The organism is Methylobacterium sp. WL64, assembly GCF_008039945.1.
Lineage (GTDB): Bacteria > Pseudomonadota > Alphaproteobacteria > Rhizobiales > Beijerinckiaceae > Methylobacterium.
Map to the genome: position 1 here is coordinate 17308 of NZ_VRVA01000022.1, position 23071 is coordinate 40378.

Genomic DNA, 23071 nt, shown 5'->3' on the forward strand with positions numbered 1-23071 from the left:
TCAGGTCTCGGGCAAGGCCGGGGCGGCCGGATCGTCGAAAGGAAACAGGTCGTCCAGGGGGAACGGGACGGCGTCGAAGGGCGGCAGGGCCACGGTCTCGCCGCGCTGGATCGTGGCCAGCAGCAGCCAGCGCCCGTCCATCAGGGCAAACCCTTCCAGCACGCCCGCGGCCGGATCGAGCAGCCAGAGGTGGCCGATCCCCGCCTCCGCGTAGATGCGGCGCTTGGGACCGCGGTCGAGGCGCATGGTGGACGGCGAGAGGATCTCGCAGACCCAGTCGGGCGCCGTTCCGATGAAGGCATCCTCGGGTTCGGTCGGCATCCGCTCGCGGCGCCAGCCAGCGAGATCGGGCACGACCACGTGAGGGTCGAGATGAAGCTCCGGCTCGATCATGAAGATCCAACCCCCGGGACCCCCACGCCCACGGCTGAAGGTAAAATCGAGCTCGCTGGAGAGCCGTACTGCCGCGATGGCGTGCCCAGGCCGCGGACGCGGGTGTGTCTCCAGGGTGCCATCGATGATCTCGGCGACGAGATGCTCCGGCACGGCCACGAGATCGGCGTAGGTTGCCAGTCGGATCGCTGCCTCAGCCATGGTCGGATGCCGCCATCGCTAGTTGAAGCCGCCGGGGTCGAGCCCCTCGGCCTCCCAGCCGGCGCGGATGCGCTCGAACGCCTCCTCTTCCGACATGTCGGTCTCCAGCGCGTAGGCGCGGGCCGCCTGCCGGCCGAGGTCGAGCAGCAGCCGTCCCCAGGTCGCGGGATCGTCGAACGACCGACGCAGCGCCACGCTCACGGCGCCGTCAACCACGGCCGCGCGCAGCACCTCAATGCCGCCCTGCGCGCGGGCGTCCGGCGGGACGACCAGCTCGACGAAGTCCTGTGTGGGATCCTGGCTCATGGCGCGCCGGCTGGTTTCCGAACCCGTTCGAGGCAGACGGACGGGGCTGCGGCGCCGCCCGCGAGTCCCGTCACTTGTAGCAGACGCTCTTGGCCGCCTCGACGACCTCGGCCACCGTCGGCAGGGCGAGCTTTTCCAGGTTCGCCGCGTAGGGCATCGGCACGTCCTTGCCGGTGATGCGCAGGACCGGGGCGTCGAGGTAGTCGAAGGCGTCGACCATCAGGCGGGCCACGATCTCGGCGCCGATGCCGGATTGCGGGAAGCCCTCCTCCACGGTGATGCAGCGGCCGGTCTTCTTCACCGAGCGCACCACCGTCTCGGAATCCATCGGGCGGATCGTGCGCAGGTCGATCACCTCGGCCTCGATGCCTTCCTCGGCGAGCGCCTGGGCGGCCTTGAGCGCGTAGGTCATGCCGATCGCGAACGACACGATGGTCACGTCCTTGCCGGTGCGGTGGACCCGCGCTTTGCCGATCGGCAGGACGAAGTCATCGAGCTGTGGCACCGGGAAGGACTGGCCGTAGAGGATCTCGTTCTCCAGGAAGATGATCGGGTTCGGGTCGCGGATCGCGGCCTTGAGCAGACCCTTGGCGTCCGAGGCCGTGTAGGGGGCGATCACCTTCAGGCCCGGCACGTTGGAGTACCACGCGGAATAATCGTGGCTGTGCTGGGCGCCGACCCGGGCGGCCGCGCCGTTGGGGCCGCGGAACACGATCGGGCAGCCGAGCTGGCCGCCGGACATGTACAGGGTCTTGGCCGCCGAGTTGATGATGTGGTCGATCGCCTGCATGGCGAAGTTGAAGGTCATGAACTCGACGATCGGCTTCAGGCCGGACAACGCCGCGCCGACGCCGATGCCGGCGAAGCCGTGCTCGGTGATCGGGGTGTCGACCACCCGCCGGGCGCCGAATTCCTGCAGCAGCCCCTGCGTGATCTTGTAGGCGCCCTGATACTCGGCGACCTCCTCACCCATGACGAAGACGTCGCCGTCGCGGCGCATCTCCTCCGCCATGGCGTCGCGCAGGGCCTCGCGGACCGTGGTGGTGACCATCGGGGTGTTGGCCGGGAACTCCTCCATCACCGGCTCGTCGGCCTTGTTGGTGATGATGGCCGGCGCCGCCGGCGCGTTCGGGGCGTCGGACCCGGTCTTGGCCGCCGGGGCGGGCTTCTCGGCCATCCCCTCGGCCTGCATGTCCGGCGTCGGGGCCGGGTGGCCGCCCGCGCCGTTGGGCTTGGCCTTGCCGCCGCCGGCGGCCGCCTCGGCCACATCCTCGCCCTCACCCGCGATGATGGCGATCGGCGTGTTGACCGCGACGCCCTCGGTGCCCTCCGCGATCAGGATCTTGGCGAGCACGCCCTCGTCGATCGCCTCGACCTCCATGGTCGCCTTGTCGGTCTCGATCTCGGCCAGCACGTCGCCGGATTTGACCGGGTCACCCTCTTTCTTCAGCCACTTGGCGAGCTTGCCCTCCTCCATGGTGGGGGAGAGGGCGGGCATCAGGATGTCGGTCGCCATGCTCAGCTCTGCGGTCGTCTTTTCGGTCGGGGCGGCCAGGGTTTCGCGGACGCGCTAGGCGTGCGCATCCAGCAGGATGTCGGTCCAGAGCTCGGCGGGATCCGGCTCGGGATCGTTGGTGGCGAACTCGGCCGCCGCGTTCACGGTCTCGCGGACCTTGGCGTCGGTCGCCTTGATCTCCGCCTCCGGCACCCCGTGCAGCTCGAGCAGGCGCTTGCGCACCATCTCGATCGGGTCGTGCTCGTCGCGCATCTTCGAGACCTCGTCCTTGGTCCGGTACTTGGCCGGATCGGACATGGAATGGCCGCGGTAGCGGTAGGTCTGCATCTCCAGGATGTAGGGGCCCTTGCCCGAGCGGGCGTGCTCGACCGCCCGCGCCGCCGCCTCGCGCACCGTGCGCACGTCCATGCCGTCGACCTGCTCGCCCGGGATGCCGAAGGAGAGGCCGCGCTTGGAGAAGTCGGTCTGCGCCGAGGCCCGGGCCACCGAGGTGCCCATGGCGTAGCGGTTGTTCTCGATCACGTAGACCACGGGCAGCTTCCACAACGCCGCCATGTTGAAGCTCTCGTAGACCTGGCCCTGGTTGGCCGCGCCGTCGCCCATGTAGGTGAGGCTGACCTTGCCGTTCTCCCGGTAACGGTCCGCGAAGGCGAGGCCGGTGCCGAGCGAGACCTGGGCGCCGACGATGCCGTGGCCGCCGAAGAACTGCTTCTCCCGGCTGAACATGTGCATGGAGCCGCCCTTGCCACGGCTGTAGCCGCCCCGGCGCCCGGTCAGCTCGGCCATGACGCCCTTGGGGTCCATGCCGCAGGCCAGCATGTGGCCGTGGTCGCGGTAGCCGGTGATGACCTGGTCGCCGTCGACCGAGGCCATCTGCATGCCGATCACCACGGCTTCCTGGCCGATATAGAGGTGGCAGAACCCGCCGATCAGGCCCATGCCGTAGAGCTGGCCGGCCTTCTCCTCGAAACGCCGGATCAGCAGCATCTCGTGATAGGCGTGGAGATCTTCTTCGCGGTTGAATTGCGGCATGTTGGGCGCCGGCTTGTGCGCGTCGATAACCTGAGCGCTTCCAGCCTCCGAGCTTCCGATCTGCGGTTGCGAGGACGAATCGTCCTTCGCAGGCTCCTTGGCAGCGTCCATCGGCGCTCTCCCCGTGATTCCACGCGACTGGAACGGGGTGTAGGACAGCACCGTTTGGAAAGCGAGGGTGGACGCTCTGACAGGTCGCCCCTCTTGTCAGAGCGAAACGACGGCATCGCCCCGACCGGGAACTACCGGCTTTCAGGGCGCGACAGGGCTGACCTCAGGTCGCAGCGCGACGGCAGGGCGTGATCTCAGGGTGTGATGATGACCACGTCGTTGGCGTGGACGCGGCCCAGCACGATCCGGGCGCGCTCCTCGAGGAGGTCGCGGTCGATCTGGTCGCTCTTGAGCAGGGTGACCCGGTGCTCCCAGGTCGCCCGCTCCGCCCGAACGGCGGCGAGTTCCCGGGTGAGGCCGTAGGCGCGGATCTTCAGCACCTTCTTGGCTTCGAGGCCGCGGTTGCCGCTCTCGGCCTGCCACACGAAGAAGCCGACCACGAGCGCCGACAGGGTCCAGAGACCCAGGGGCAAAACGACCATTCTGACGCGGCGACGGACGACCATGGCGCCAGCCTCGCGCGGAAAGGTTAACGGAGTTTTTCGGTGCTGCCGGTTCGCGCCCATCGGGTATGATCCGGACCCAGGGAAGGGAACTCCGGCGCACCGATGGACATGACGGAGCTGACGCGCTGGATCGCGGAGCACGCGACCGCGACCGACGACCACGACACGATGCTGGCCCGGGTCTGCGAGGCCCTGTGCGCGGCCGGCGTCCCGCTCTGGCGGGTCAGCGTCATGTCGCCGGCCATCGACCCGACGGTGCGGGGCGTCAGCCTGAACTGGCTCCTCGACCAGGGTCTGACCTTCGTGCCGAACCCGCACGGCGCCGAGCAGGAGGCCGACTGGCTCCGCAGCCCGATCTTCGCGATGCTGGAGCGGGGCCAGACCTTCGGACGCTGGCGCCTCGACAGCCCCGGTCCGGAAACGGATTACCCGATCCTGCACGCCCTGCGCGCCGAGGGCGGCACCGAGTACGCGGTCCAGATCGTCGGCTTCGCACCCGGCACGGCGTTGCGCGGCATCGCGATCTCGTTCTGCACCCAGGCCCGCGCGGGCTTCTCGCAGGCCGACCTCGCGGCGGTCGCGGCGGTCATGCCGACCTTCGCGCTGGCGGTGGCCAAGCTCGGCCTCGGGCATACCCTGCGCGAGGTCACGGCGACCTATCTCGGGCGCTCCACCGCGGAGCGGGTCCTCGACGGGCAGATCCAGCGCGGCCAGGGCCGAGCCGTCCCGGCCGCGATCCTGCTCACGGACCTGCGCGGCTTCACGGCCCTGTCCGACCGGGCCGACCCCTACGACATGGTCGCCTGGCTCAACGAGCATTTCGACGCGCTGGGCGATCCCGTGGCCCGGCACGGCGGCGAGATCCTGAAATTCCTCGGCGACGGCTTCCTGGCGATCTTCCCGGTGGCCGACGCCGGCATCCTGCCCTGCCCCGTCTGCAACAGCGCCCTCGACGCCGCCGCGGACGGGCTGGCGGCCAACGCCGCACTCAACGATCGCCGCCGGGCCGCGGGGCTACCGGAACTGACGGCCGACTGCGTCGTGCATTTCGGGACGGTGGTCTACGGCAATGTCGGCACCGAGCGCCGCCTCGACTTCACGGTGATCGGGCGGGCGGTGAACGAGGCAAGCCGGATCGAGAGCCAGTGCGAGGCGCTCGGCCACACGCTGCTGGTCTCGGATTCCTTCGCGGAGCGGTGCGCCCGGCCGCTGGAGCCGGTGGGGATCATCGAGCTGCGGGGGCTGGCGCGGCCGCAGAAGGTTTGGACGCTGCCGGCGGCGTGAACCGGCGCAGGCGCACTCGGATACCAACCCCGTCATTCCGGGGCCCCGCAGGCGAGCCCCGGACTCCAGGGCGGCCCACGGTGCACGGTGCTGACGCGACGGAGTTTCTGGTTTCCGGGTACCGCCTCGCGGCCCCGGAATGACAAGGTGGTTTATACGGCCGTTGACAGATCAGCCGCGCGTCAGGTGCTTGATCGCCGCGGGTCCGGCGTAGAGCGCCTGCGGACCGAGGCCCTCCTCGATGCGGATCAGCTGGTTGTACTTCGCCAGTCTGTCGGAGCGGGCCAGCGAGCCGGTCTTGATCTGCCCGCAATTCGTGGCGACCGCGAGATCCGCGATGGTCGAATCCTCCGTCTCGCCGGAGCGGTGGGACATCACCGCGGTGTAGCCGGCGCGCTGGGCCATATCGACGGCCGCCAGGGTCTCGGTGAGCGAGCCGATCTGGTTGACCTTGATCAGGATCGAGTTGGCGGTCTGCTCCGCGATGCCCCGGGAGAGGCGCTCGACGTTGGTGACGAACAGGTCGTCGCCCACGAGCTGGCAGCGCGCGCCGATCTTGTCGGTCAAGAGCTTCCAGCCGGCCCAATCGTCCTCGGACATGCCGTCCTCGATCGACAGGATCGGGTAGTTGGCGACCAGCTGGGCCAGGTAATCGACCTGGGCCTCGATGGACCGGGTCGTGCCCTCGCCCTCGTACGCGTAGGCGCCGCCCTTGAAGAATTCGGTGGCGGCGCAGTCGAGCGCCAGCGCGATGTCGGTGCCCGGCTTGAAGCCCGCGGCGCTGATCGCGTCCATCACGAAGTCGAGGGCGGCCTCGGCCGACGGCAGGTTCGGGGCGAAGCCGCCCTCGTCGCCGACATTGGTGTTGTGGCCGGCCTTCTTCAGCTTGCCCTTGAGGGTGTGGAACACCTCGGAGCCCATGCGCACGGCGTCGGCGAGCGACTCCGCGCCCACCGGCATGATCATGAATTCCTGGAAGTCGATCGGGTTGTCGGCGTGCGCCCCGCCGTTGATGATGTTCATCATCGGCACCGGCAGGACCCGGCCCTGCACACCGCCGACGTAGCGGTAGAGTGGCAGGCCCGAGGCCTCGGCCGCCGCCTTGGCGACCGCGAGCGAGACACCGAGGATCGCGTTCGCCCCGAGGCGCGCCTTGTTGGGGGTGCCGTCGAGCTCGATCATCGCTTCGTCAACCGCGACCTGATCCTCGGCCTCCATGCCGCCGATCGCGTCGAGGATCTCGGTCTGTGCGGCCTCGACCGCCTTCAGCACGCCCTTGCCCATGAAGCGGCTCTGGTCGCCGTCGCGCAGCTCGACCGCCTCGTGGGCGCCCGTGGACGCCCCCGACGGGACGGCGGCGCGGCCGAACGAGCCGTCCTCCAGCAGGACATCGACCTCGACCGTGGGGTTGCCGCGGCTATCGAGGATCTCGCGGGCGCTGATATTGGTGATCGCGGTCATTACAGGTCCTCTCGCGGGGCCGCTTGTCGGCAGCGGCGGCCCCGATCCGGGGTGCGGCGCATCGCGGCGGCTTATCCGTCAAGCCGCGTCCGGCGGCAAGCATCCGGTTAGGCGGCGCCTGTGCACGTGTCGTGACAGCGATGAAGCGCAACGCTGACGTGCGGGCCTACCGCACGCGCAGCGGGGCCGGGTGCCGGACCGGCGTCGCGGCCAGGGATCGGTTCAGCCGGCGCAGCTGGACGTCGTTGCGGGCACAGAGGTCGTGGCTGGTCATGGCATCGAGCATGCGCTGGACCGCGTCGTCTTCCCGAGCGCGGGCGGGAGCGGCTGCAGCCGCGACCATCGCAATCAACCCGAAGGCAACGAGGCGCATCGTATCGTACCGGCTTCGGACAGCGTCGACGGCCACCCGCTGCGCGGATCGTGACGGAAACCGGTAAAGAATTGGTCGCGGCGCGCATGGGTGCGTCGGACCGCACGCAGGCTTATAAAGACGCCATGACCACGCCTGAGACCCTGCAGCTCGGCCAGCCCACCCCGCTGCCGTCCTCCCCCGCGGATGCCCGCCTCGACCGGGTGCCGAACCCGCATGCCGATACCGATTACGTGGCGCGGTTCACCGCGCCCGAGTTCACCTCGATCTGCCCGGTCACCGGCCAGCCGGATTTCGCCATCCTGGTGATCGACTACGTGCCGGGCGACTGGCTCGTGGAATCGAAGTCGCTCAAGCTTTATCTCGGCGCGTTCCGCAATCATGGGGCGTTCCACGAGGATTGCACCGTGGCGATCGGCAAGCGCCTGCGCGACCTGCTGGAGCCGCGCTACCTGCGGATTGGCGGATACTGGTACCCCCGCGGCGGCATTCCGATCGACGTGTTCTGGCAGACCGGCGAGCCGCCGAAGACGATCTGGCTGCCTGACACCGGGGTCGCCCCCTATCGCGGTCGCTGACCGGACATGAAAAAGGCGACCGGCTCGCGCCGGTCGCCTTTCAGATCCGTTGGGATCGTCGCCCTTAATAGGGGGCGCCGTAATAGCCGCCGTAAGCCGGAGCGCCGTAGGTCGGGCCGTAGCCGCCACGGTTGTAGTAGTTGTTGGCCGCGCCGGCAGCGACCGCGCCGGCCGCCAGGCCGGCAATCCCGAGGCCGATGGCCGCGCCGGTTCCGATGCCGCGACGTCCGCCCCGGTAGCCGTAGCCGTGACCATAGCCGTGGCCGTATCCGCCATGGAAGCCGTACGGACGGGCCTCGGCGCCGGTCGTGGCGGCGACGCTGCCGAGGGCCAGGGCGGCGGCGGTGGCAATGATACCGATCTTGCGCATGACGTTCCTTCTCGATCCTCGATCGAACATGCCCACCAACGTGGCTGCCCGACGAACGGTTCCGAGTTTTCGCATGCGGATTTTGATAACCATGACGGCCTGAACGACGGTTCATCTCCGCACCGTAGGCCGGAATCACCGCCGGTGGCCTGGGCACTCGCAAGTGCCAGCCGTTGATCTTGTGAATACTTTCCGCCTCATAGTGGGCCTGCACCGGGCGGGTGTCGCGTCGAGGGTTGAGGGCGGGGCGTTGGTGCCGCGACCGTCCGACCGCCCGGTTCCTATCTCACGCCCGTTTCGAGGGACGAAGGTCCCGATCTCACCCCCGTCCTGAGGTGTGACGGGGCTAGCCCTCCAGAGGTCGCGCGGCTGGCTGGAGGGCGCCTTCGAGGTCTTCCAAGCTCAGGATGCGGGCGCGACCGGAGAGACGTCCGACGCAATCTCAGCCGGTATGACGCCGGCTCGCGCATCCCGTTCCAAGCGGAAACTGCTTACCTACGCTGGCGCCGCGAACGGCGCGGTTCCGGAAAGCCAACGCCATGGATGCCCTCACGCTGATCCGCGACACCTTCGCGCCGCTCGCCGGCAAGCGCATCCTCGACATCGGATGCGGACCCGGGACCCTGGCGAAACGGCTCGCCGAGGACGGCGCGTTGGTCACGGGCGTCGATCCGGGCGAGACGGCCCTGGGCAAGGCCCGCGACGCCGTGCCGGCCGCGCGATTCGAAGCCGCCTCGGCCGAGGCCCTGCCGTTTCCCGACGCGCATTTCGATGCCGCCGTGATGGTCAATGCCCTGCATCACGTGCCCAACCCCACCGCCGCCCTCGGCGAGGCGGCCCGGATCCTGGTGCCGGGTGGGACCCTGGTGGTGGTGGAGCCCCTGGCCGAGGGCAGCTTCTTCGACGCCCTGCGACCGATCGAGGACGAGACGGCGGTCCGGGCCGCAGCGCAGGACGCCATCGCGTCGGCCCTGGCGGCCGGGACCTTCCTGTGCCGCCAGGACGTGACCCTCGCCCGGCGCGAGAGCTTCGCCGACCTGGACGGTTTCCTGGCACGGGTCAGCGCGGTCGATCCCGCCCGCACGGCGACGATCCGGGACCGGCGGCCGATCGTCGAGGCGGCCTTCCTGGGCGCGGCCGAGTGCGAGGCAGACGGGCGCTACGCCCTGGTCCAGCCCCTGCGGATCCACGTGCTCCGGCCGGCTTGATCGGGCTCAGGCGTAGCGGCGCTTGGCCAGCCGATCGAAGGCGATCAGGTCCTCGAGCAAAGCCGGCAGGTCGCGCAGGGCGACCATGTTGGGGCCGTCCGACGGGGCCCGGTCCGGATCCGGGTGGGTCTCGATGAACACCCCCGCCACGCCGACCGCTACGGCGGCCCGGGCCAGGACGGCGACGAATTCGCGCTGGCCGCCGGAGCTGGCGCCCTGCCCGCCCGGCTGCTGCACCGAATGGGTGGCGTCGAACACCACCGGCGCGCCGTGGGTCACCTGCGCCATGATCGGCAGGCTGCGCATGTCCGAGACGAGGGTGTTGTAGCCGAACGAGGCACCGCGCTCGGTGACGATGACGTTGGGGTTGCCGGCCTCCGTCACCTTGGCGGCGACGTGCTTCATGTCCCAGGGGGCCAGGAACTGCCCCTTCTTGATGTTGACCGCCCGGCCCGTGGCGGCGGCCGCCAGGAGGAGGTCGGTCTGGCGGCACAGGAAGGCCGGGATCTGCAGCACGTCCACGGCCTCGGCGGTCGGCGCGCAATGCTCGGCGGCGTGCACGTCGGTGAGCACCGGCAGGCCGAGGGATTCGCGGATCTCGGCGAAGACCGGCAAGGCGCCTTCGAGGCCGATGCCCCGCGCGGCGCTCCCAGACGTCCGGTTGGCCTTGTCGAACGAGGTCTTGAACACGAGGCCGATGCCGAGACCCGCAGCCATCTCCTTGAGCGCTGCGGCGATCTCCAGGGCGTGGCTGCGCCCCTCGAGCTGGCAGGGGCCGGCGATCAGCGTCAGCGGCAGGTGATTTCCGAAGCGCGCCGCGCCGACCTGGACGACGGGACCGACCTGGACGACGGGACCGACCTGGACGACGGGACCGACCTGGACGACGGGACCGGGTGTTGCGTTTGTCGACATGGGCAGCGCTCTACCCCGCGCGGCGAATTCGCGAAACCCCGGCCCGGGGTGCGACCCGGCAGACCGTCAGGTCGTCCCGGAGCCCATCCGTCCGGGGTCCGGTCTCGCACAGCATCAGCGCCCGGCTGGTGCCGCCCCGCCGCGGCGCGTCGGCCAGCAGGCTGTCCTGGTGAAGGTTGAGCGCCAGCACCTCGGCCGCTTGCGGCTCCGCGCCGGTGAGCGCCCGGGCAGCCAGCCCGACCAGGACGAAGAAGGCGATTCCGGGCTCCCGGTCGCGGGAGGCGATGGTGATCCGGGCCGGTGCCCGGCAATCGAGGCTCATCCGCTCGGCATCCTGGGCCCGGAACACCGCGTAGGGCCCCTCCCGGCCCGCGAGCGAGGCGCCCGTGATCCGGATCACCTTGGCGGCAAGCGCGTCGCAGGCATCCGCGGCCCGGGCCGGTACCGCGGCGAGGACCAGGGCGCCGGTGAGGACGGCCACGGCGGGGAAGCGCATCGTCGGAAATTCCTTGCGGGGGCTCCGGGCCACGGACCGGCGGGACGCGAGACAGATAGCGCGGGCCGGCGCGGCCGCGAAGATGCGCGTCGCCGCCACTCGGACAGGGTATCCTGTAGACAGGGCGTCCTGCCCGCCCGATCTGAGCGGACGGCGCAACGCCCCTCGCCGCTCAAGCTTCCGGCAGCCCATGCTCAGATCCGTCCTCGCCCTCACCCTCCTGGCCGTGGCTATCCCGGCCCTCCCGCTTCCGAGCGCTGCTGCGGCCGAGCCGGCCTACGGGCCCGAACTCGAAGGGTTCGAGTACCCCTTCCCGGTCGAGCGCTTCACCCTCACGTCGCAGCGCCAGGACGTGCAGATGGCCTATCTCGACGTGCGGCCCGCGACGCCGAACGGGCGCACCGCGGTGCTGCTCCACGGCAAGAACTTCTGCGCGGCGACCTGGGAGAGCCAGATCCGGGCGCTGACCGGGGCCGGCTACCGGGTGATCGCCCCGGACCAGATCGGGTTCTGCAAGTCGAGCAAGCCGGCCGCCTATCAGTTCACCTTCCGGCAGCTCGCCGAGAACACCCACGCCCTGCTCGACAAGCTCGGGGTCGCGCGGCCGATCCTGGTGGGGCATTCCACCGGCGGCATGATGGCCGCGCATTACGCCCTGCTCTACCCGAAGGACGTCGCGCAGCTGGTGCTGGTCAACCCGATCGGCCTGGAGGATTGGAGCGCCAAGGGCGTCCCCCCGGTCTCGGTGGAGCAATGGTACCAGCGCGAGCTCAAGGTCTCGGCGGCTTCGATCCGCGCCTACGAGACCGCCACCTACTACGCCGGCCAGTGGGAGCCCCGCTATGAGCCCTGGGTGACGATGCTGGCCGGGCTCAACGCCGGCCCGGGCAAGGAGGCGGTCGCCTGGGACTCGGCGCTCCTCTACGACATGATCCTGACCCAGCCGGTGGTCTACCGCCTGCCGCAGATCGCGGTGCCGACCCTGCTGATGATCGGCCAGAAGGACAACACGGCGATCGGCAAGGACCTCGCCCCGCCGGACATGCGCAGCAAGCTCGGGAACTATCCGGAGCTGGGCAAGGCGGCGGCCAAGGCGATCCCGGGGGCCAGGCTCGTGGAGTTCCCGGCGCTCGGCCACGCGCCGCAGATGTCCGATCCCGAGGGGTTCAACACGGCGCTGATCGCGGGGATTTCCGCGCCGTGACCGGCGGGCGCCACACCGTGAAGCCGCGCGCGTTCTCGCGGGGGTGCCAGCGTTGCACGGGCGCTTGAACACCCGCCTCGTCATCCCGAGGCCGCCTGCAGCGCCCCGGGATGACGCGGTGCTTTGTCCTGCGGACGGCGTTGGACGCCGTCACGCAGCTCCGAAACCCTAGAAATACGACTTCAGCACACCGCGGCGGCGGACGTCGAGGGTGGCGCAGTGGAACGAGCCGCCGAACGGACCGTAGCTGAGGAACGGCGCCGGGATCGGGTCGAAGCCCCAGTCCTTGAGCGCCTTGATCAGGGTCGGCTGGCTCTGGTCCACGACGATCTTCTTCTCGGTGATCGCCAGGACGTTGATCGAGGTCCAGGGCGAGCACATCGAGATCTTGCTCATGAAGCCCTCGACCGGGTCGGGGCGCGGGGCGATCAGCACGTCCCACTTCTTGAGCACGGCGGGCAGCTTCTCGACGTCGATGTAGTCCGGGTTCACCAGTACCTTGCCGGGGGCGAGCGGCATGAACGACGAGTCGATGTGCATCGGCTGCGGGCAGCGGCTCTCGATCTCGTGGATGCGGAAGCCCGGGCCGAGGTGGCGGCGCAGCCACTCGATGCCCATGAGGTTGGTGACGTTCGAGCGGGTCACGAACAGGTCACGGCCGCAGCGGACGAAGTCGGCGGCGTCGAAGACCGGCTCGAACTCGTTGACCGTGAACTGCATGGGCTCGCCGGCCTTCAGGTTCGGCACCCGGTAATCGTAGTTGTAGAGGTCGTCGGTGAGCTGCGGGCGCGGGGCCGAGGTCCAGCGGGCGCCAGCGCGGAAATACTCCTTGAACAGCGACCGGTAGGCGTCGCCCTCGAAGTAGCGCGAGCGCCAGCACATCGGGCTCTCGATGATCTCGTCGCCGATGACCAGGTACGGGTCGCGCGGGCAGGCGACGCAGAAGCCCCGGGAGGTCCAGCGCGGCGCCTTGAATTTGCGGGAGAAGTCCACCGCGTCCGGGCGGCGGATCTTGACGCCCTCGCCGGCGAGGATCTTGATGAAGTTGTCGAGCTCCTGCTGCGCCAGCTTCTTCATGAACTTCGGGTATTTCCAGCCGCTGGCGAAGCGGTAGAACGGCTGGGCCGCCCGCGGCAGGTTGAAGATCACCGTGAGGTGATGGGTCGGGATGGTGGCGCCGTCGAGGGATCCGACGATCACCTCCTCCAGCGGGTCCCACTCGTTCCAGGCCATGACCGGGGAGTGAGGCGCCGGGACGCCGGGCTCCATTCCGCCCCGGAGGCCGCCGGCATGCGTGTCGTCGCTCACGGCCTCAATGGCCGTGATCGGTGATTCGCGCTCCATGACGTGTGCCCCTTCTGCGACGTGCCGCGGTCTTCTGCGCGGGCTCCTCGGCCCGGCCACCGCTTTGGCCCCCGGTGTGTCAAACGGGTGATAGACACCGGTAATCCGTGCTGCAACGTGGCAGAAACGTTCTTGGCCGCCCGGACCTATTTCTGCCGCGACCGTGACCGATTTCCCGCATCAAGCCACTTGCGAGCTTGAAAGACCATTATGAAGCGCCTGACGACCTTGGCCTCGATCGCCGGTCTCTGCACGGTCGTCGGCCTGTTCATGTCCTCCGGCTTGGAGGACGTGTCGGCCGCCGTCATGAGCGCCGGCTGGGGTGCCGCCCTGGTGGTGGTGGCCCGCCTGGCCGCCGTCGCCTGGGCGGGGCTCGGCTGGCACATCGTGTTCCCCGCGGGCATGGCCCGGCTCGGCGACTGCGTGTCGCTGCGGTTCGTGCGCGAGGGGATCAACACGCTGCTGCCGGTGGCGACCGTGGGCGGCGATTTCGTCGGCGCACGGCTGATGTCCAAGCGCGGCGTCCCCGGTGCCATGGCCGGCGCCAGCATGTTCGTGGACCTGATGACGCAGGCGCTGACCCAGCTCCTGTTCACGGTGATCGGCCTCGGCCTGCTGGTCCTGATCGCGGGCGACGGGCCGATCGCCCGGACGGTGGCGGGTGGCCTGGCCGTCGCTGTGCCGGCGCTGGGCGCCTTCTACCTCATCCAGCGGCGTGCCGGGCACCGGATCATCCAGGGCCTGATGACCCGCTTCGCCTCCGGCCGTGAATGGCGCGCGTTCGGTGCCATCGACCAGCTCTACGACAGCCTGCGCCGGATGTACGGCAACCATGGCCGCTTCGTCGCGGCGCTGGCGATCCACCTCGTCGGCTGGGTCATTGGGACCCTCGAAGTCTACATCTGCCTGCATTTCATGGGTTACCCGGTCGACTTTGCTCAGGCGCTGGTGATCGAGAGCCTGGCCCAGGCGGTCCGCGGCGCGGCCTTCGCGGTGCCGGGCGCGCTCGGCGCCCAGGAGGGCGGCCTGATCGCGCTCTGCGGCCTGTTCAACATTCCGGCCGAGGCGGCGCTGGCCCTGTCGCTGGTCAAGCGCTTCGCCGATCTCGGCGTCGGCGTGCCGGGCCTGCTGCTCTGGCACCGGATCGAGGCCAAGCTCGCGGCCGAGACCGCCGCCGAGGTCGCTGCCGAATCCGCCGCCGAGTCCGCCGCCGAGCCGGGCGCCGGCATCGGCCGCACCGCCAAGCTGGTGCCGCAACCGGCCACGCTCGGCCCGTTCTACAGCTACGCCCCGCCCCGCATGGGTTCGCGGATCGGCGACGGCGAGGAGTTGAAGAAGTGCGCCTGACCCGTCGGCTCGCGGCCGCTGTCCTCCTGGCCGCCCCCCTCTTCGCCCCGGTCTCGGCCTGGGCCGCGGACGATCCCGCGGTTCAGACCGTGCGCGACCTCTACGCCGCGTTCACCGACGCCCTGAAGGGCGGCCCGAGCCCACTGCCCGACCGGGTCGCGGCCGTGGGGCCGGCCTTGGAGAAGGCGTTCGATTTCCCGGCCATGACCCGGATCGCGGTCGGCTCGAAATGGTCGGGCTTCACCCCGGAGCAGCAGGCGGCGGTCACCGACGCGTTCAAGCGCAGCCTGACCGTGACCTACGCCAACCGCTTGGCCCGGGCGGCCGGCGGCAAGTTCGACGTGACCCCGAAGGTCGAGGAGCGCGGCAGCCAGCGCGTGGTGCCCACCCGGGTCACCGCGGCCGACGGCGACGATTCCGCGGTCGACTTCGTGGTCAATGCCGACAACCGGATCCAGGACGTGCTGCTCAACGGCGACGTCAGCGAGATCGCCGCCCAGCGCAACGCGCTGTCCGCCCCGCTGAAGTCCGGCGGTGCCGACGGGGCGGTGAAGTTCCTCCGGCAGCGCGCCGACGGCATGCTCGCCGCAAAACCGACACCGTGACTGCCGACGTCGTACTCACAGCCGCTATGCGTGCCGTCCCGATCGGGTCGCACGCGGCGAACGCCGCCTGAGGCGGCCGGACGACCGCACGGACCCGACCGGATGGATCTCACCTCGCTGGCGCTCAACGCATTGTCGTGGCTCTCGCTGTTCTGCCTGCTCCTGGCGGCGGCGGGCTGCCTCTACGCGCTGGCGGCCGCCTACTGCGCCGGCCGGTTCGCCGCGCGTCCCGTGCCTGCGCTGGAGCCGGGCGCGCCCCGCCCGTCCGTCACGGTGCTGAAGCCGCTCTGCGGCCTCGAGCCCAACCTGTACGAGAATCTCGAGACCGTGCTGCGCCAGGATTACGCCGGCCCGGTCCAGGTGGTGTTCGGGGTGCAGAAGGCCGCCGACCCGGCCATCGGCGTGGTCGAGCGGCTGAAGCAGGCCTACCCGGCCGCCCGCATCGACCTGGTGATCGACGGCCGCCAGCACGGCTCGAACCGCAAGGTCTCGAACCTGATCAACATGGCCGAGCGGATCGCCCACGACGTGATCGTGCTGGCCGACAGCGACATGGTGGTCCGGCCGGATTACCTGGAGCGGCTCGTCGCCGAGCTGTCGCAGGACGGCGTCTCGGGCGTCACCTGCCTGTACCACGGCGTCCCGGCCTTCCGGGGCCTTTACGACCAGCTCTCGGCGCTGGCGATCGATGTACAGTTCCTGCCCAACGTGGTGATGGGCCTGAGCCTCGGGCTCGCCAAGCCGTGCTTCGGCTCCACCATCGCGTTCACCCGGACGAACCTCGACGCGGTCGGCGGCTTCCGCCGCTTCCGCAACGACCTGGCCGACGACTACGCCATCGGTGCGGCCCTGCGCGGCCTCGGCGGCCGGGTGGTGATCCCGAGCTTCACCATCGGCCATACCAGCGTCGACACCGACCTCTCCGGCCTGTGGCGGCACGAGCTGCGCTGGAACCGCACCATCCGCAACGTCGACCCGGCCGGGTATGCCGGCTCGATCGTCACCCACGCCTTCCCGCTGGCCCTGGTGGGCGCGCTCCTGCCCGGCGCCGGCACCGGCGCGCTGGTGGTGGCGGGCCTGGCGCTCGCCGGCCGGATCGTCCTGTGCCGGCAGCTTGAGCGGGCCTTCGGCCTCGCCCCGCACCCCTACGGACTGTTGCCGATCCGCGACATCCTCTCGTTCCTGAACTTCTCCTGGGCCTTCATGTCGGGGGCGGTGACATGGAAAGGTCATGATTATCACGTGGTTGCGGACGGTACCCTGATCCCGGACGCCGACCTCGGCCGTGACGCCGGCGCACCCACACGTTGAACCCGGCTCTCGCTTCCTCACCCCTCCCCCGGCAACGCCCTGAGGCCTTGAACCCCATGCGCACGCTCTTCCTCCAGGCCCCCACCTTCGACGGTTTCGACGGCGGTGCCGGCTCCCGTTATCAAGCCAAGCGCGAGATCAAGTCGTTCTGGTACCCGACCTGGCTGGCCCAGCCGGCCGCCCTGGTGCCGAACTCGAAGCTGATCGACGCGCCCCCGCACAACATCAAGCTCGCCGAGATCGTTGCCCAGGCCAACGATTTCGACCTCGTGGTGCTCCACACCTCGGTGCCGTCGTTCAAGTCGGACGTGAAAACCGTCGAGGCGCTCAAGGCTGCCAACCCGAAGCTCAAGGCCGGCCTGATCGGCGCCAAGGTGGCGGTCGACGCCGCCGGCGCCATGGCCCAGGCGCCCTGCATCGATTTCTGCGCCCGCAACGAGTTCGACTTCACCGTCAAGGAAGTCGCCGACGGCACGCCGATGTCCGAGATCAAGGGCCTGTCCTATCGCGACGAGAACGGCGTCGTGGTCCATAACGAGGACCGCGAGATCATGACGGACATGGACCAGCTGCCGTTCGTCACCAGCGTCTACAAGCGCGATCTGCAGATGGAGAAGTACTTCATCGGCTACCTGAAGCACCCCTACATCTCGTTCTATTCCGGCCGGGGATGCAAGAGCCGCTGCACCTTCTGCCTGTGGCCGCAGACGGTCGGCGGGCACACCTACCGCACCCGCTCGGTCGCCCACGTGATCGAGGAGATCAAGTACTGCCTGAAGGAGTTCCCCCAGACCAAGGAGTTCTTCTTCGACGACGACACTTTCACCGACAACCTCCCGCGCGCGGAAGAGATCGCCCGCGAGCTGGGCAAGCTCGGCGTGACCTGGTCGTGCAACGCCAAGGCGAACGTGCCGCGCGAGACCCTGAAGGTGCTCAAGGAGAACGGCCTGCGCCTGCTGCTGGTCGGCTACGAGTCCGGCAACCAGCAGATCCTGAACAACATCAAGAAGGGCATGCGCGTCGAGGTGGCCGAGCGGTTCACCAAGGATTGCCACGACCTCGGCATCGCCATCCATGGCACCTTCATCGTGGGCCTGCCGGGCGAGACCAAGGAGACGATCCAGGAGACGATCGCCTTCGCCAAGCGGATCAACCCGCACACGATCCAGGCGTCGCTGGCCGCGCCGTATCCGGGCACGTTCCTGTACAAGCAGGCGGTGGAGAACGGCTGGCTCGACATCGAGAACGCCGAACTGGTCGATGAGAACGGCGTGCAGATCGCTCCGCTGCACTACCCGCACCTGTCGCATTCCGAAATCTTCGCGGCGGTGGAAGAGTTCTACCGGAAGTTCTACTTCCGCGCCCCGAAGATCGCCTCCATCGTCAGCGAGATGGTGCGCTCCCCCGACATGATGAAGCGCCGCCTGCGCGAGGGCGTGGAGTTCTACCGCTTCCTCAAGGAGCGTCAGGGCACCGCCAACGCGGCGTAAGAACCAGGGTCCGGGGCCTGCGGCCCCGGCGGGGGCTGCGGCCCCGGCGGGGGCGGGGCAGCGCCCCGCACCCTCCCCAGGGCTCCGCCCTGGACCCGCGAGAGGGCTCGCCCTCTCGACACCCCTTACGAGGTCGTTGTGAAGCGTCTTGTCGTTACGGCCGACGATTTCGGGCTGAGCCTCGAAGTCAACGAGGCCGTCGAGCAGGCTCACCGTGAGGGGATCCTCACCGCGGCGAGCCTGATGGTCTCGGCGCCGGCCGCCGCCGACGCCGTGGCCCGGGCCAAGCGGATGCCGTCCCTGCGGGTCGGCCTCCATCTCGTGCTGGTGGAGGCCTGGCCGACCCTTCCGGCGGCGCAACTCCCCGACCTCACCGATGCGACCGGCCTGATGCGCGCCGACATGGCCCGCGTCGGCCTCGACCTCGCCCGGAAGCCAGCCGCCCGGCATCAGCTCGTCGCCGAGATCGAGGCGCAGTTCGAAGCTTACCGGGCGACCGGCCTAGCCCTCGACCACGTCAACGCCCACAAGCACTTCCACGTCCATCCGCTGATCGCCGGCGCGGTGCTGCGCATCGGCCGCGGCTACGGCATGCGGGCGATCCGTGTGCCCCGGGAGCCTCGCGCGTTGCTCCGCCGGGCCGAGGCCAGCGCCCGGCCCCGGCCGGCCCTGGACATCGCCCCCTGGGCGGCCCTGCTCGCCGTGCGCGCCCGCCAAGCCGGCCTGCTGATCCCGGACCGGACCCTCGGCCTCGCTTGGTCCGGCGCGATGACGCCGGCCCGGGTCGCAGCGCTCCTGGCCCATCTCCCGGACGGCCTCACCGAATTGTACACGCACCCGGCCACGGAAGGTGGCTTTGCCGGCGAGGCGCCAGGCTACTTCTACGGCGCCGAGCGCGACGCGCTGATCGCCCCCGCCTCCCGGGCGGCCGCCGACGCGTCAGGGGCACTCAGGGGCGGGCTTTCGGACTTTTTGGGCTAGCCTTCGCGGTTTTATCCTTGCAGCGACCCGCCGGCGGATGGTCGCGTCGAGCATTGTCCACCGTGACGAGGCGTCGGCCTTCCACGAGGCATTGCACTCGCTTCATCCTGTCGAACGGAGCGCGTGTCGAGGGCATCGGATCGACGGCCGCGATGGTGTGCGCGGCCGTGACCGGAAGCATCCCGATCCCGACCGCCTCGAAGAACTCTGCCAACGTCCCGATCGGCATGCCGGGATCGCGCTTTCCGAGACGTGTCTTGGTCGCAATCTCCCAGAGGCTGGCGGCACTCGCGATTGACGACGCCGATCGTCTGACTAAAGTCAGGTATCATGGCGCCCGACTCCATTGCCCGCTTCCGTCGCTTCGCCCGTGCCGTCACCGCGGAGGTCGGGGCTCTCGATAGTTCCTTCCTCGGCCGGGGCCGTCCCCTTGGGGCGGCCCGTGTGGTCAACGCGATCGGCGCCGGACGGACCGATGTCGCCGAGATCCGCGCTTATCTCGACCTCGATTCGGGTCTGATGAGCCGCTTGCTGCGCAGCCTGGAAGAGGAGGGTCTTGTCGCCACCGAGCCCCATCCGGACGATGCCCGCCGCCGGGTCGCGCGTCTGACCGAGGCCGGGCAGCGGGAATTCGCGGCCTACGAGGGCCTGTCCGACGTCCGCGCCTCGGCGGTGCTGACGCGGGCGCCCCGGGTGGACGACCTTCTGCGCGCGATGGATTTCGTTGCCCTGATGCTCGGACGCGACAGGATCGCGATCGCCGAGGTCGATCCCCGGGGCGAGGCCGCCCGCACATGCCTGGAGGCGTACTACGCCGAACTCGCATCCCGATTGCGGACCGGGTTCGACGTCACCCTGTCGCGCGACCCGGAGGCGGCCGCGATGGTCCGGCCGCGCGGCGCGTTCCTGCTCGCGATGGCCGACGGTCTGCCAGTCGGCTGCGTCGCCCTGAAGGGGAGCGGCGGCCCGGTCGCCGAGGTCAAGCGGCTCTGGATCGACCCCGTCGCCCGGGGCCTCGGCGTGGCCGGACGGCTGATGCAGGCCGTCGAGGACAGGGCCCGTGCATTGTCGGTCACGGCGCTGCGCCTGGACACCAACAGTGCCCTGCCGGAGGCCCTGGCGCTCTACCGCAAGACGGGCTGGGTCGAGATCGAACGCTTCAACGACGACCCCTACCCCGACCGTTTCTTCGAAAAGGTGCTCTGACCGATCGAGAGCCCGGCGCGTCCCCGCACCGGGCTCTCGATCATGCGCCCCGTCCCGCGGAAGCAGACTCTACTTGGCGGGCACCGGATCCGAGAGGGCGGCACTCTTCCGAAGCGCGGCCGCCGCGGCCTTCTCGCCCTCCGGGCGGTCGTCGTCGGCTTGCGTGGGCGGTTCGCCCAGGGTCGCCGGCACCACGAAGAACGCCGCGATCAGCGTGAAGAACAGCGACAGCGCCAGCAGCTTGCCCATGCTGGCCGTGCCCGGATGGCTCGACAGCACCAGGGACCCGAAGGCGCTGCCGGTGGTCAGCGCCGAGAAGAAGATCGCCCGGGTCAGGCTGGAGGCCAGCATGTCGGTGACGCCCGCCCGCCATGCGATCACGTAGTAGATGTGGAACGCGACGCCGACCGCGAGCATCAGCGGCAGGGCGATGATGTTGGCGAAGTTCAGCGGCATGCCGATGATGCGCAGGGCCATCAGGGTCCACAGGGTCGCGATCACCAGCGGGCCCAGGGTCATCGCCACGTCCCACGGCTTGCGGAGCGCCACGGACAGGATGACGAAGATCAGCACGAACGCCGTGATGGCCGCCTGAACGAAGGCGCCCAGGATCGTGTAGGTCGACCGCGTCGTCGCCACGGGTGCACCGGTGGCGTGGGGGGCAACCTTCAGCACCTCGTCCGAGAAGGTCCGCAGCACCTCGTCGTCGTTCGAATCGCCCTTGGGATGCACCTCGATGCGGGCGCGCCCGTCCGCTGCGACCCAATCGGCCTTGAGCTGGGGCGGCAGGTTGTCGAGCGTGATCCTCTCCGGATGGAGCAGGTCGCGCAGCCGCTGGAGCAGCGGGACGAGGTCCTTCGTGAGGGCGACCGAGGCTGCCTCGCGCATCTGCACCGGCCCACCGGCGAGCGTGTCGAGGGTGCCGGCAAGCTGCTTGGCGGTCTGCACGCCCGCGGCCCCGCCCTTCCCGTCGCCCGCCACGCCGTTCAGCGCCGTGGCGGCATCCTTGAGCGCCTTGACGTTCTCGGCATCGGTCGGCGGCGGCGGCTTGCGGCCCGGATTGAGCACCGGATCGAGCAGCTGCGCCGTGTCGGCGATGGAAGCGAGCTTCTTGTCCTGGTCCCGCGGCACGAAGGTGTCGATGCTGTTGATCGACGAGGTCACCGGCAGCGCCGCCAGCGTCTTCGTGAGGCCCGGCACCGCGTCCACGTTGGGGGCCAGCACGTCGATGAGGTTCGGGCTGGTCTCGGGGTTCTTGATCAGGTCGAGATAGGTGGCGATCGACTCGGTCTTGGTGCTGCGCAGGTGCATCGGGTTCGAGTCGAACGGCAGGTGCCAGAGCAGCGGCGCGCCGGCCAGGGTCACGAGGCCCACCGCGATCAGGATCGGCTTGCGCTTGCGGATGATCCACGGATCGACGCCGACCAGCCATTCGGTCTGCACCGCGGCCTTCTCACCTTTGGGCTTGAACACCGCGATCAGCGCCGGCAGCAGGGTCAGGGAGAACAGGAAGGCCACGACCATGCCGACGCCGGCGATCAGGCCCAGCTCCGAGACGCCCCGGAAGGCGGTCGGCAGGAACGCGAAGAAGCCCGCCACCAGCGATACGGCGGCCAGCGTCAGCGACCAGCCGACCCCGCGGGCGGCGGCCCGGATCGCGCTTTGGAGCGTCGGCTGCTCGTAGCGGTCGGCCCGGTAGCGCACCGAGAACTGGATGCCGAAATCGATGCCGAGTCCGACGAACAGGGCCGCGAACGCCACCGAGATCGGGTTCAGCTCCTTGACCATGACGAGGCCGAGGGCGGCGGTGACGATGAGGCCCGCGAAGGTCGTGATCAGCACCGCGCCGACGAGCTTGCCGGAGCGCAGGGCCAGCCACAGGAACAGCACGATCGCGCCGACGATGATGCTGTTGTTGAGGGCGGCGTCCTCCGAAAGCGTCGCGAACTCCTCGTCCGCCACCGCCACCGTGCCGGTGAGCCGCATGCGCAGGCCATTCTCGGCGTTGATCTTGAGATCCTGCGCCACGTTGCGGATCAGCTTGGTCGCCTGGTAGCCGGGCTCCAGCGCGTTGAAGTCCAGCACCGGCTGGATCATCACGAACTTCATCTTGTCCGTGACACTGCTCTCGCCGTTGGCCAGCAGCTCCTGCCAGGACATCCGCACGGGCTTGCCGTCCAGTACCTTCCGCAGGGTCGCATCGATCTGCCCCATGGGCTTGTCGAGGTCTTCGAGCTTGGCGTCTCCGGTCTTCACGCCCCGCGCGCCGAGCGACAGCACCCGCATCACGCCGCGCAGGGACGGGTCGGCCGCAAGCGGGCCGAGCAGGCCCTGCTGCTGGGTCAACTCCTCCAGCGTCTTGTCGAGCTGGGCCTGGGGCATCAGCAGCAGGCCGTTCTTGTCGAAGAACGGGCCGCCGTCGGGCCGGTAGACGGTCTCGATCAGGTTCTTGTGGGCGCTCAGCGCCTTGGCCAGGTTGGCGGCCGCCTCCTCGGTCTCCTCGGGCGTCTCGCCGTTGATCACCGCCACGAGGGTGTTGCCGCGCTGCGGGAACGCCTTCTCGAAGTTGATCTCGTCCTGGCGCCAGGGCTCCTTGGGATCGATCAGCCGCTCGACATCGGTGTTGATGCGGAACAGATGCGCCGCAACCCCGAGGCTCGCGACCGTGACGAACGCCATCAGGGCGATCACGATCCACCGATACCGCACCGAGAACGCGACGAGACCTTCGATCACGAGCACCCTGCCTGTTCGCCCCGGACGCGCCCCATGCGCGACCGGCTCATCCCAAATGCCCCGGCCGGATCGGCCCGACCGGCTTCGAAGACCCGCC

At 69.6% G+C, this 23071-nt stretch carries 22 protein-coding genes; 10 read left to right on the forward strand and 12 right to left on the reverse strand.

Going from position 1 to position 23071, the window contains the following annotated elements; genetic code table 11:
- The 5 genes from FV242_RS12705 to FV242_RS12725 form a co-directional block, all read right to left on the reverse strand.
- Complete coding sequence (locus FV242_RS12705; RefSeq protein ID WP_147939186.1) at positions 1-594, reverse strand: Uma2 family endonuclease; 594 nt, start codon at positions 592-594, stop codon at positions 1-3.
- A gap of 18 nt (positions 595-612) precedes the next feature.
- Entirely contained in the window at positions 613-900 is a 288-nt protein-coding gene (locus FV242_RS12710; protein ID WP_147939187.1) for a DUF5076 domain-containing protein, read from the reverse strand.
- 70 nt (positions 901-970) lie between these two features.
- A complete protein-coding gene (locus tag FV242_RS12715) occupies positions 971-2416 on the reverse strand; it encodes a pyruvate dehydrogenase complex E1 component subunit beta (protein WP_147907968.1) in 1446 nt (481 codons plus the stop codon).
- A 54-nt stretch (positions 2417-2470) separates the two neighbouring features.
- Positions 2471-3559 carry a pyruvate dehydrogenase (acetyl-transferring) E1 component subunit alpha gene (gene pdhA / locus FV242_RS12720; RefSeq protein WP_147907969.1) on the reverse strand — a complete coding sequence of 363 codons (1089 nt, stop codon included), beginning with the start codon at positions 3557-3559 and terminating at the stop codon, positions 2471-2473.
- A 194-nt stretch (positions 3560-3753) separates the two neighbouring features.
- Complete coding sequence (locus FV242_RS12725) at positions 3754-4065, reverse strand: septum formation initiator family protein (RefSeq protein ID WP_147907970.1); 312 nt, start codon at positions 4063-4065, stop codon at positions 3754-3756.
- Positions 4066-4173: 108 nt separating this feature from the next.
- On the opposite strand from FV242_RS12725, the gene FV242_RS12730 reads away from it, so the two are divergent.
- Positions 4174-5349, forward strand: coding sequence for an adenylate/guanylate cyclase domain-containing protein (locus FV242_RS12730; RefSeq protein ID WP_246692690.1), 1176 nt, complete (start codon positions 4174-4176; stop codon positions 5347-5349).
- A 171-nt stretch (positions 5350-5520) separates the two neighbouring features.
- Here FV242_RS12730 and eno read toward each other — a convergent pair whose 3' ends face one another.
- Both eno and FV242_RS12740 read right to left on the reverse strand, forming a co-directional pair.
- Positions 5521-6810: a phosphopyruvate hydratase gene (gene eno, locus FV242_RS12735; protein WP_147939189.1), complete on the reverse strand. Its 1290-nt coding sequence runs from the start codon at positions 6808-6810 to the stop codon at positions 5521-5523.
- 166 nt (positions 6811-6976) lie between these two features.
- The gene (locus FV242_RS12740; RefSeq protein WP_147939190.1) at positions 6977-7183 is read right to left on the reverse strand and encodes a hypothetical protein; all 207 of its coding nucleotides are present in this window, start codon (positions 7181-7183) and stop codon (positions 6977-6979) included.
- Positions 7184-7308: 125 nt separating this feature from the next.
- Between FV242_RS12740 and queF the strand changes: the two genes are divergently transcribed.
- A complete protein-coding gene (gene queF, locus FV242_RS12745; protein WP_147907974.1) occupies positions 7309-7761 on the forward strand; it encodes a preQ(1) synthase in 453 nt (150 codons plus the stop codon).
- A 64-nt stretch (positions 7762-7825) separates the two neighbouring features.
- Here the strand turns inward: queF and FV242_RS12750 are convergent, their stop codons facing one another.
- Positions 7826-8131, reverse strand: coding sequence for a hypothetical protein (locus FV242_RS12750; protein ID WP_147939191.1), 306 nt, complete (start codon positions 8129-8131; stop codon positions 7826-7828).
- 539 nt (positions 8132-8670) lie between these two features.
- Between FV242_RS12750 and FV242_RS12755 the strand changes: the two genes are divergently transcribed.
- The gene (locus FV242_RS12755; protein WP_147939192.1) at positions 8671-9339 is read left to right on the forward strand and encodes a class I SAM-dependent methyltransferase; all 669 of its coding nucleotides are present in this window, start codon (positions 8671-8673) and stop codon (positions 9337-9339) included.
- Between the two features lie 6 nt (positions 9340-9345).
- Here the strand turns inward: FV242_RS12755 and kdsA are convergent, their stop codons facing one another.
- On the reverse strand, positions 9346-10254 hold the full coding sequence (gene kdsA / locus FV242_RS12760) for a 3-deoxy-8-phosphooctulonate synthase (RefSeq protein WP_147939193.1): 909 nt from the start codon (positions 10252-10254) through the stop codon (positions 9346-9348).
- A 10-nt stretch (positions 10255-10264) separates the two neighbouring features.
- A complete protein-coding gene (locus FV242_RS12765; protein WP_147907978.1) occupies positions 10265-10750 on the reverse strand; it encodes a hypothetical protein in 486 nt (161 codons plus the stop codon).
- A gap of 190 nt (positions 10751-10940) precedes the next feature.
- Between FV242_RS12765 and FV242_RS12770 the strand changes: the two genes are divergently transcribed.
- Positions 10941-11954: an alpha/beta fold hydrolase gene (locus tag FV242_RS12770; RefSeq protein ID WP_147907979.1), complete on the forward strand. Its 1014-nt coding sequence runs from the start codon at positions 10941-10943 to the stop codon at positions 11952-11954.
- 168 nt (positions 11955-12122) lie between these two features.
- On the opposite strand, the gene FV242_RS12775 is transcribed toward FV242_RS12770, so the two are convergent.
- Positions 12123-13298, reverse strand: coding sequence for an amidinotransferase (locus tag FV242_RS12775; RefSeq protein ID WP_147939194.1), 1176 nt, complete (start codon positions 13296-13298; stop codon positions 12123-12125).
- A 210-nt stretch (positions 13299-13508) separates the two neighbouring features.
- Between FV242_RS12775 and FV242_RS12780 the strand changes: the two genes are divergently transcribed.
- The 6 genes from FV242_RS12780 to FV242_RS12805 all read left to right on the forward strand — a co-directional run bounded on the left by FV242_RS12780 (position 13509) and on the right by FV242_RS12805 (position 20238).
- Positions 13509-14645, forward strand: a complete 1137-nt coding sequence (locus FV242_RS12780; RefSeq protein ID WP_147907980.1) for a flippase-like domain-containing protein — start codon at positions 13509-13511, stop codon at positions 14643-14645.
- Positions 14636-15250, forward strand: coding sequence for a phospholipid-binding protein MlaC (locus FV242_RS12785; protein WP_147907981.1), 615 nt, complete (start codon positions 14636-14638; stop codon positions 15248-15250). Before FV242_RS12780 ends, FV242_RS12785 begins: the two co-directional genes overlap by 10 nt.
- Positions 15251-15352: 102 nt before the next feature.
- Positions 15353-16561, forward strand: a complete 1209-nt coding sequence (gene hpnI, locus FV242_RS12790) for a bacteriohopanetetrol glucosamine biosynthesis glycosyltransferase HpnI (protein WP_147907982.1) — start codon at positions 15353-15355, stop codon at positions 16559-16561.
- A gap of 56 nt (positions 16562-16617) precedes the next feature.
- Positions 16618-18051 carry a hopanoid biosynthesis associated radical SAM protein HpnJ gene (gene hpnJ, locus FV242_RS12795; protein ID WP_147939195.1) on the forward strand — a complete coding sequence of 478 codons (1434 nt, stop codon included), beginning with the start codon at positions 16618-16620 and terminating at the stop codon, positions 18049-18051.
- A gap of 138 nt (positions 18052-18189) precedes the next feature.
- Positions 18190-19032, forward strand: coding sequence for a hopanoid biosynthesis-associated protein HpnK (gene hpnK, locus FV242_RS12800; RefSeq protein ID WP_147939196.1), 843 nt, complete (start codon positions 18190-18192; stop codon positions 19030-19032).
- A 330-nt stretch (positions 19033-19362) separates the two neighbouring features.
- Positions 19363-20238 (forward strand): helix-turn-helix domain-containing GNAT family N-acetyltransferase, encoded by an 876-nt coding sequence (locus tag FV242_RS12805; RefSeq protein WP_147939197.1) that lies wholly within the window; start codon positions 19363-19365, stop codon positions 20236-20238.
- Positions 20239-20307: 69 nt separating this feature from the next.
- Here FV242_RS12805 and FV242_RS12810 read toward each other — a convergent pair whose 3' ends face one another.
- Positions 20308-22974, reverse strand: coding sequence for an MMPL family transporter (locus FV242_RS12810; RefSeq protein ID WP_147939210.1), 2667 nt, complete (start codon positions 22972-22974; stop codon positions 20308-20310).
- Positions 22975-23071: the final 97 nt, after the last annotated feature.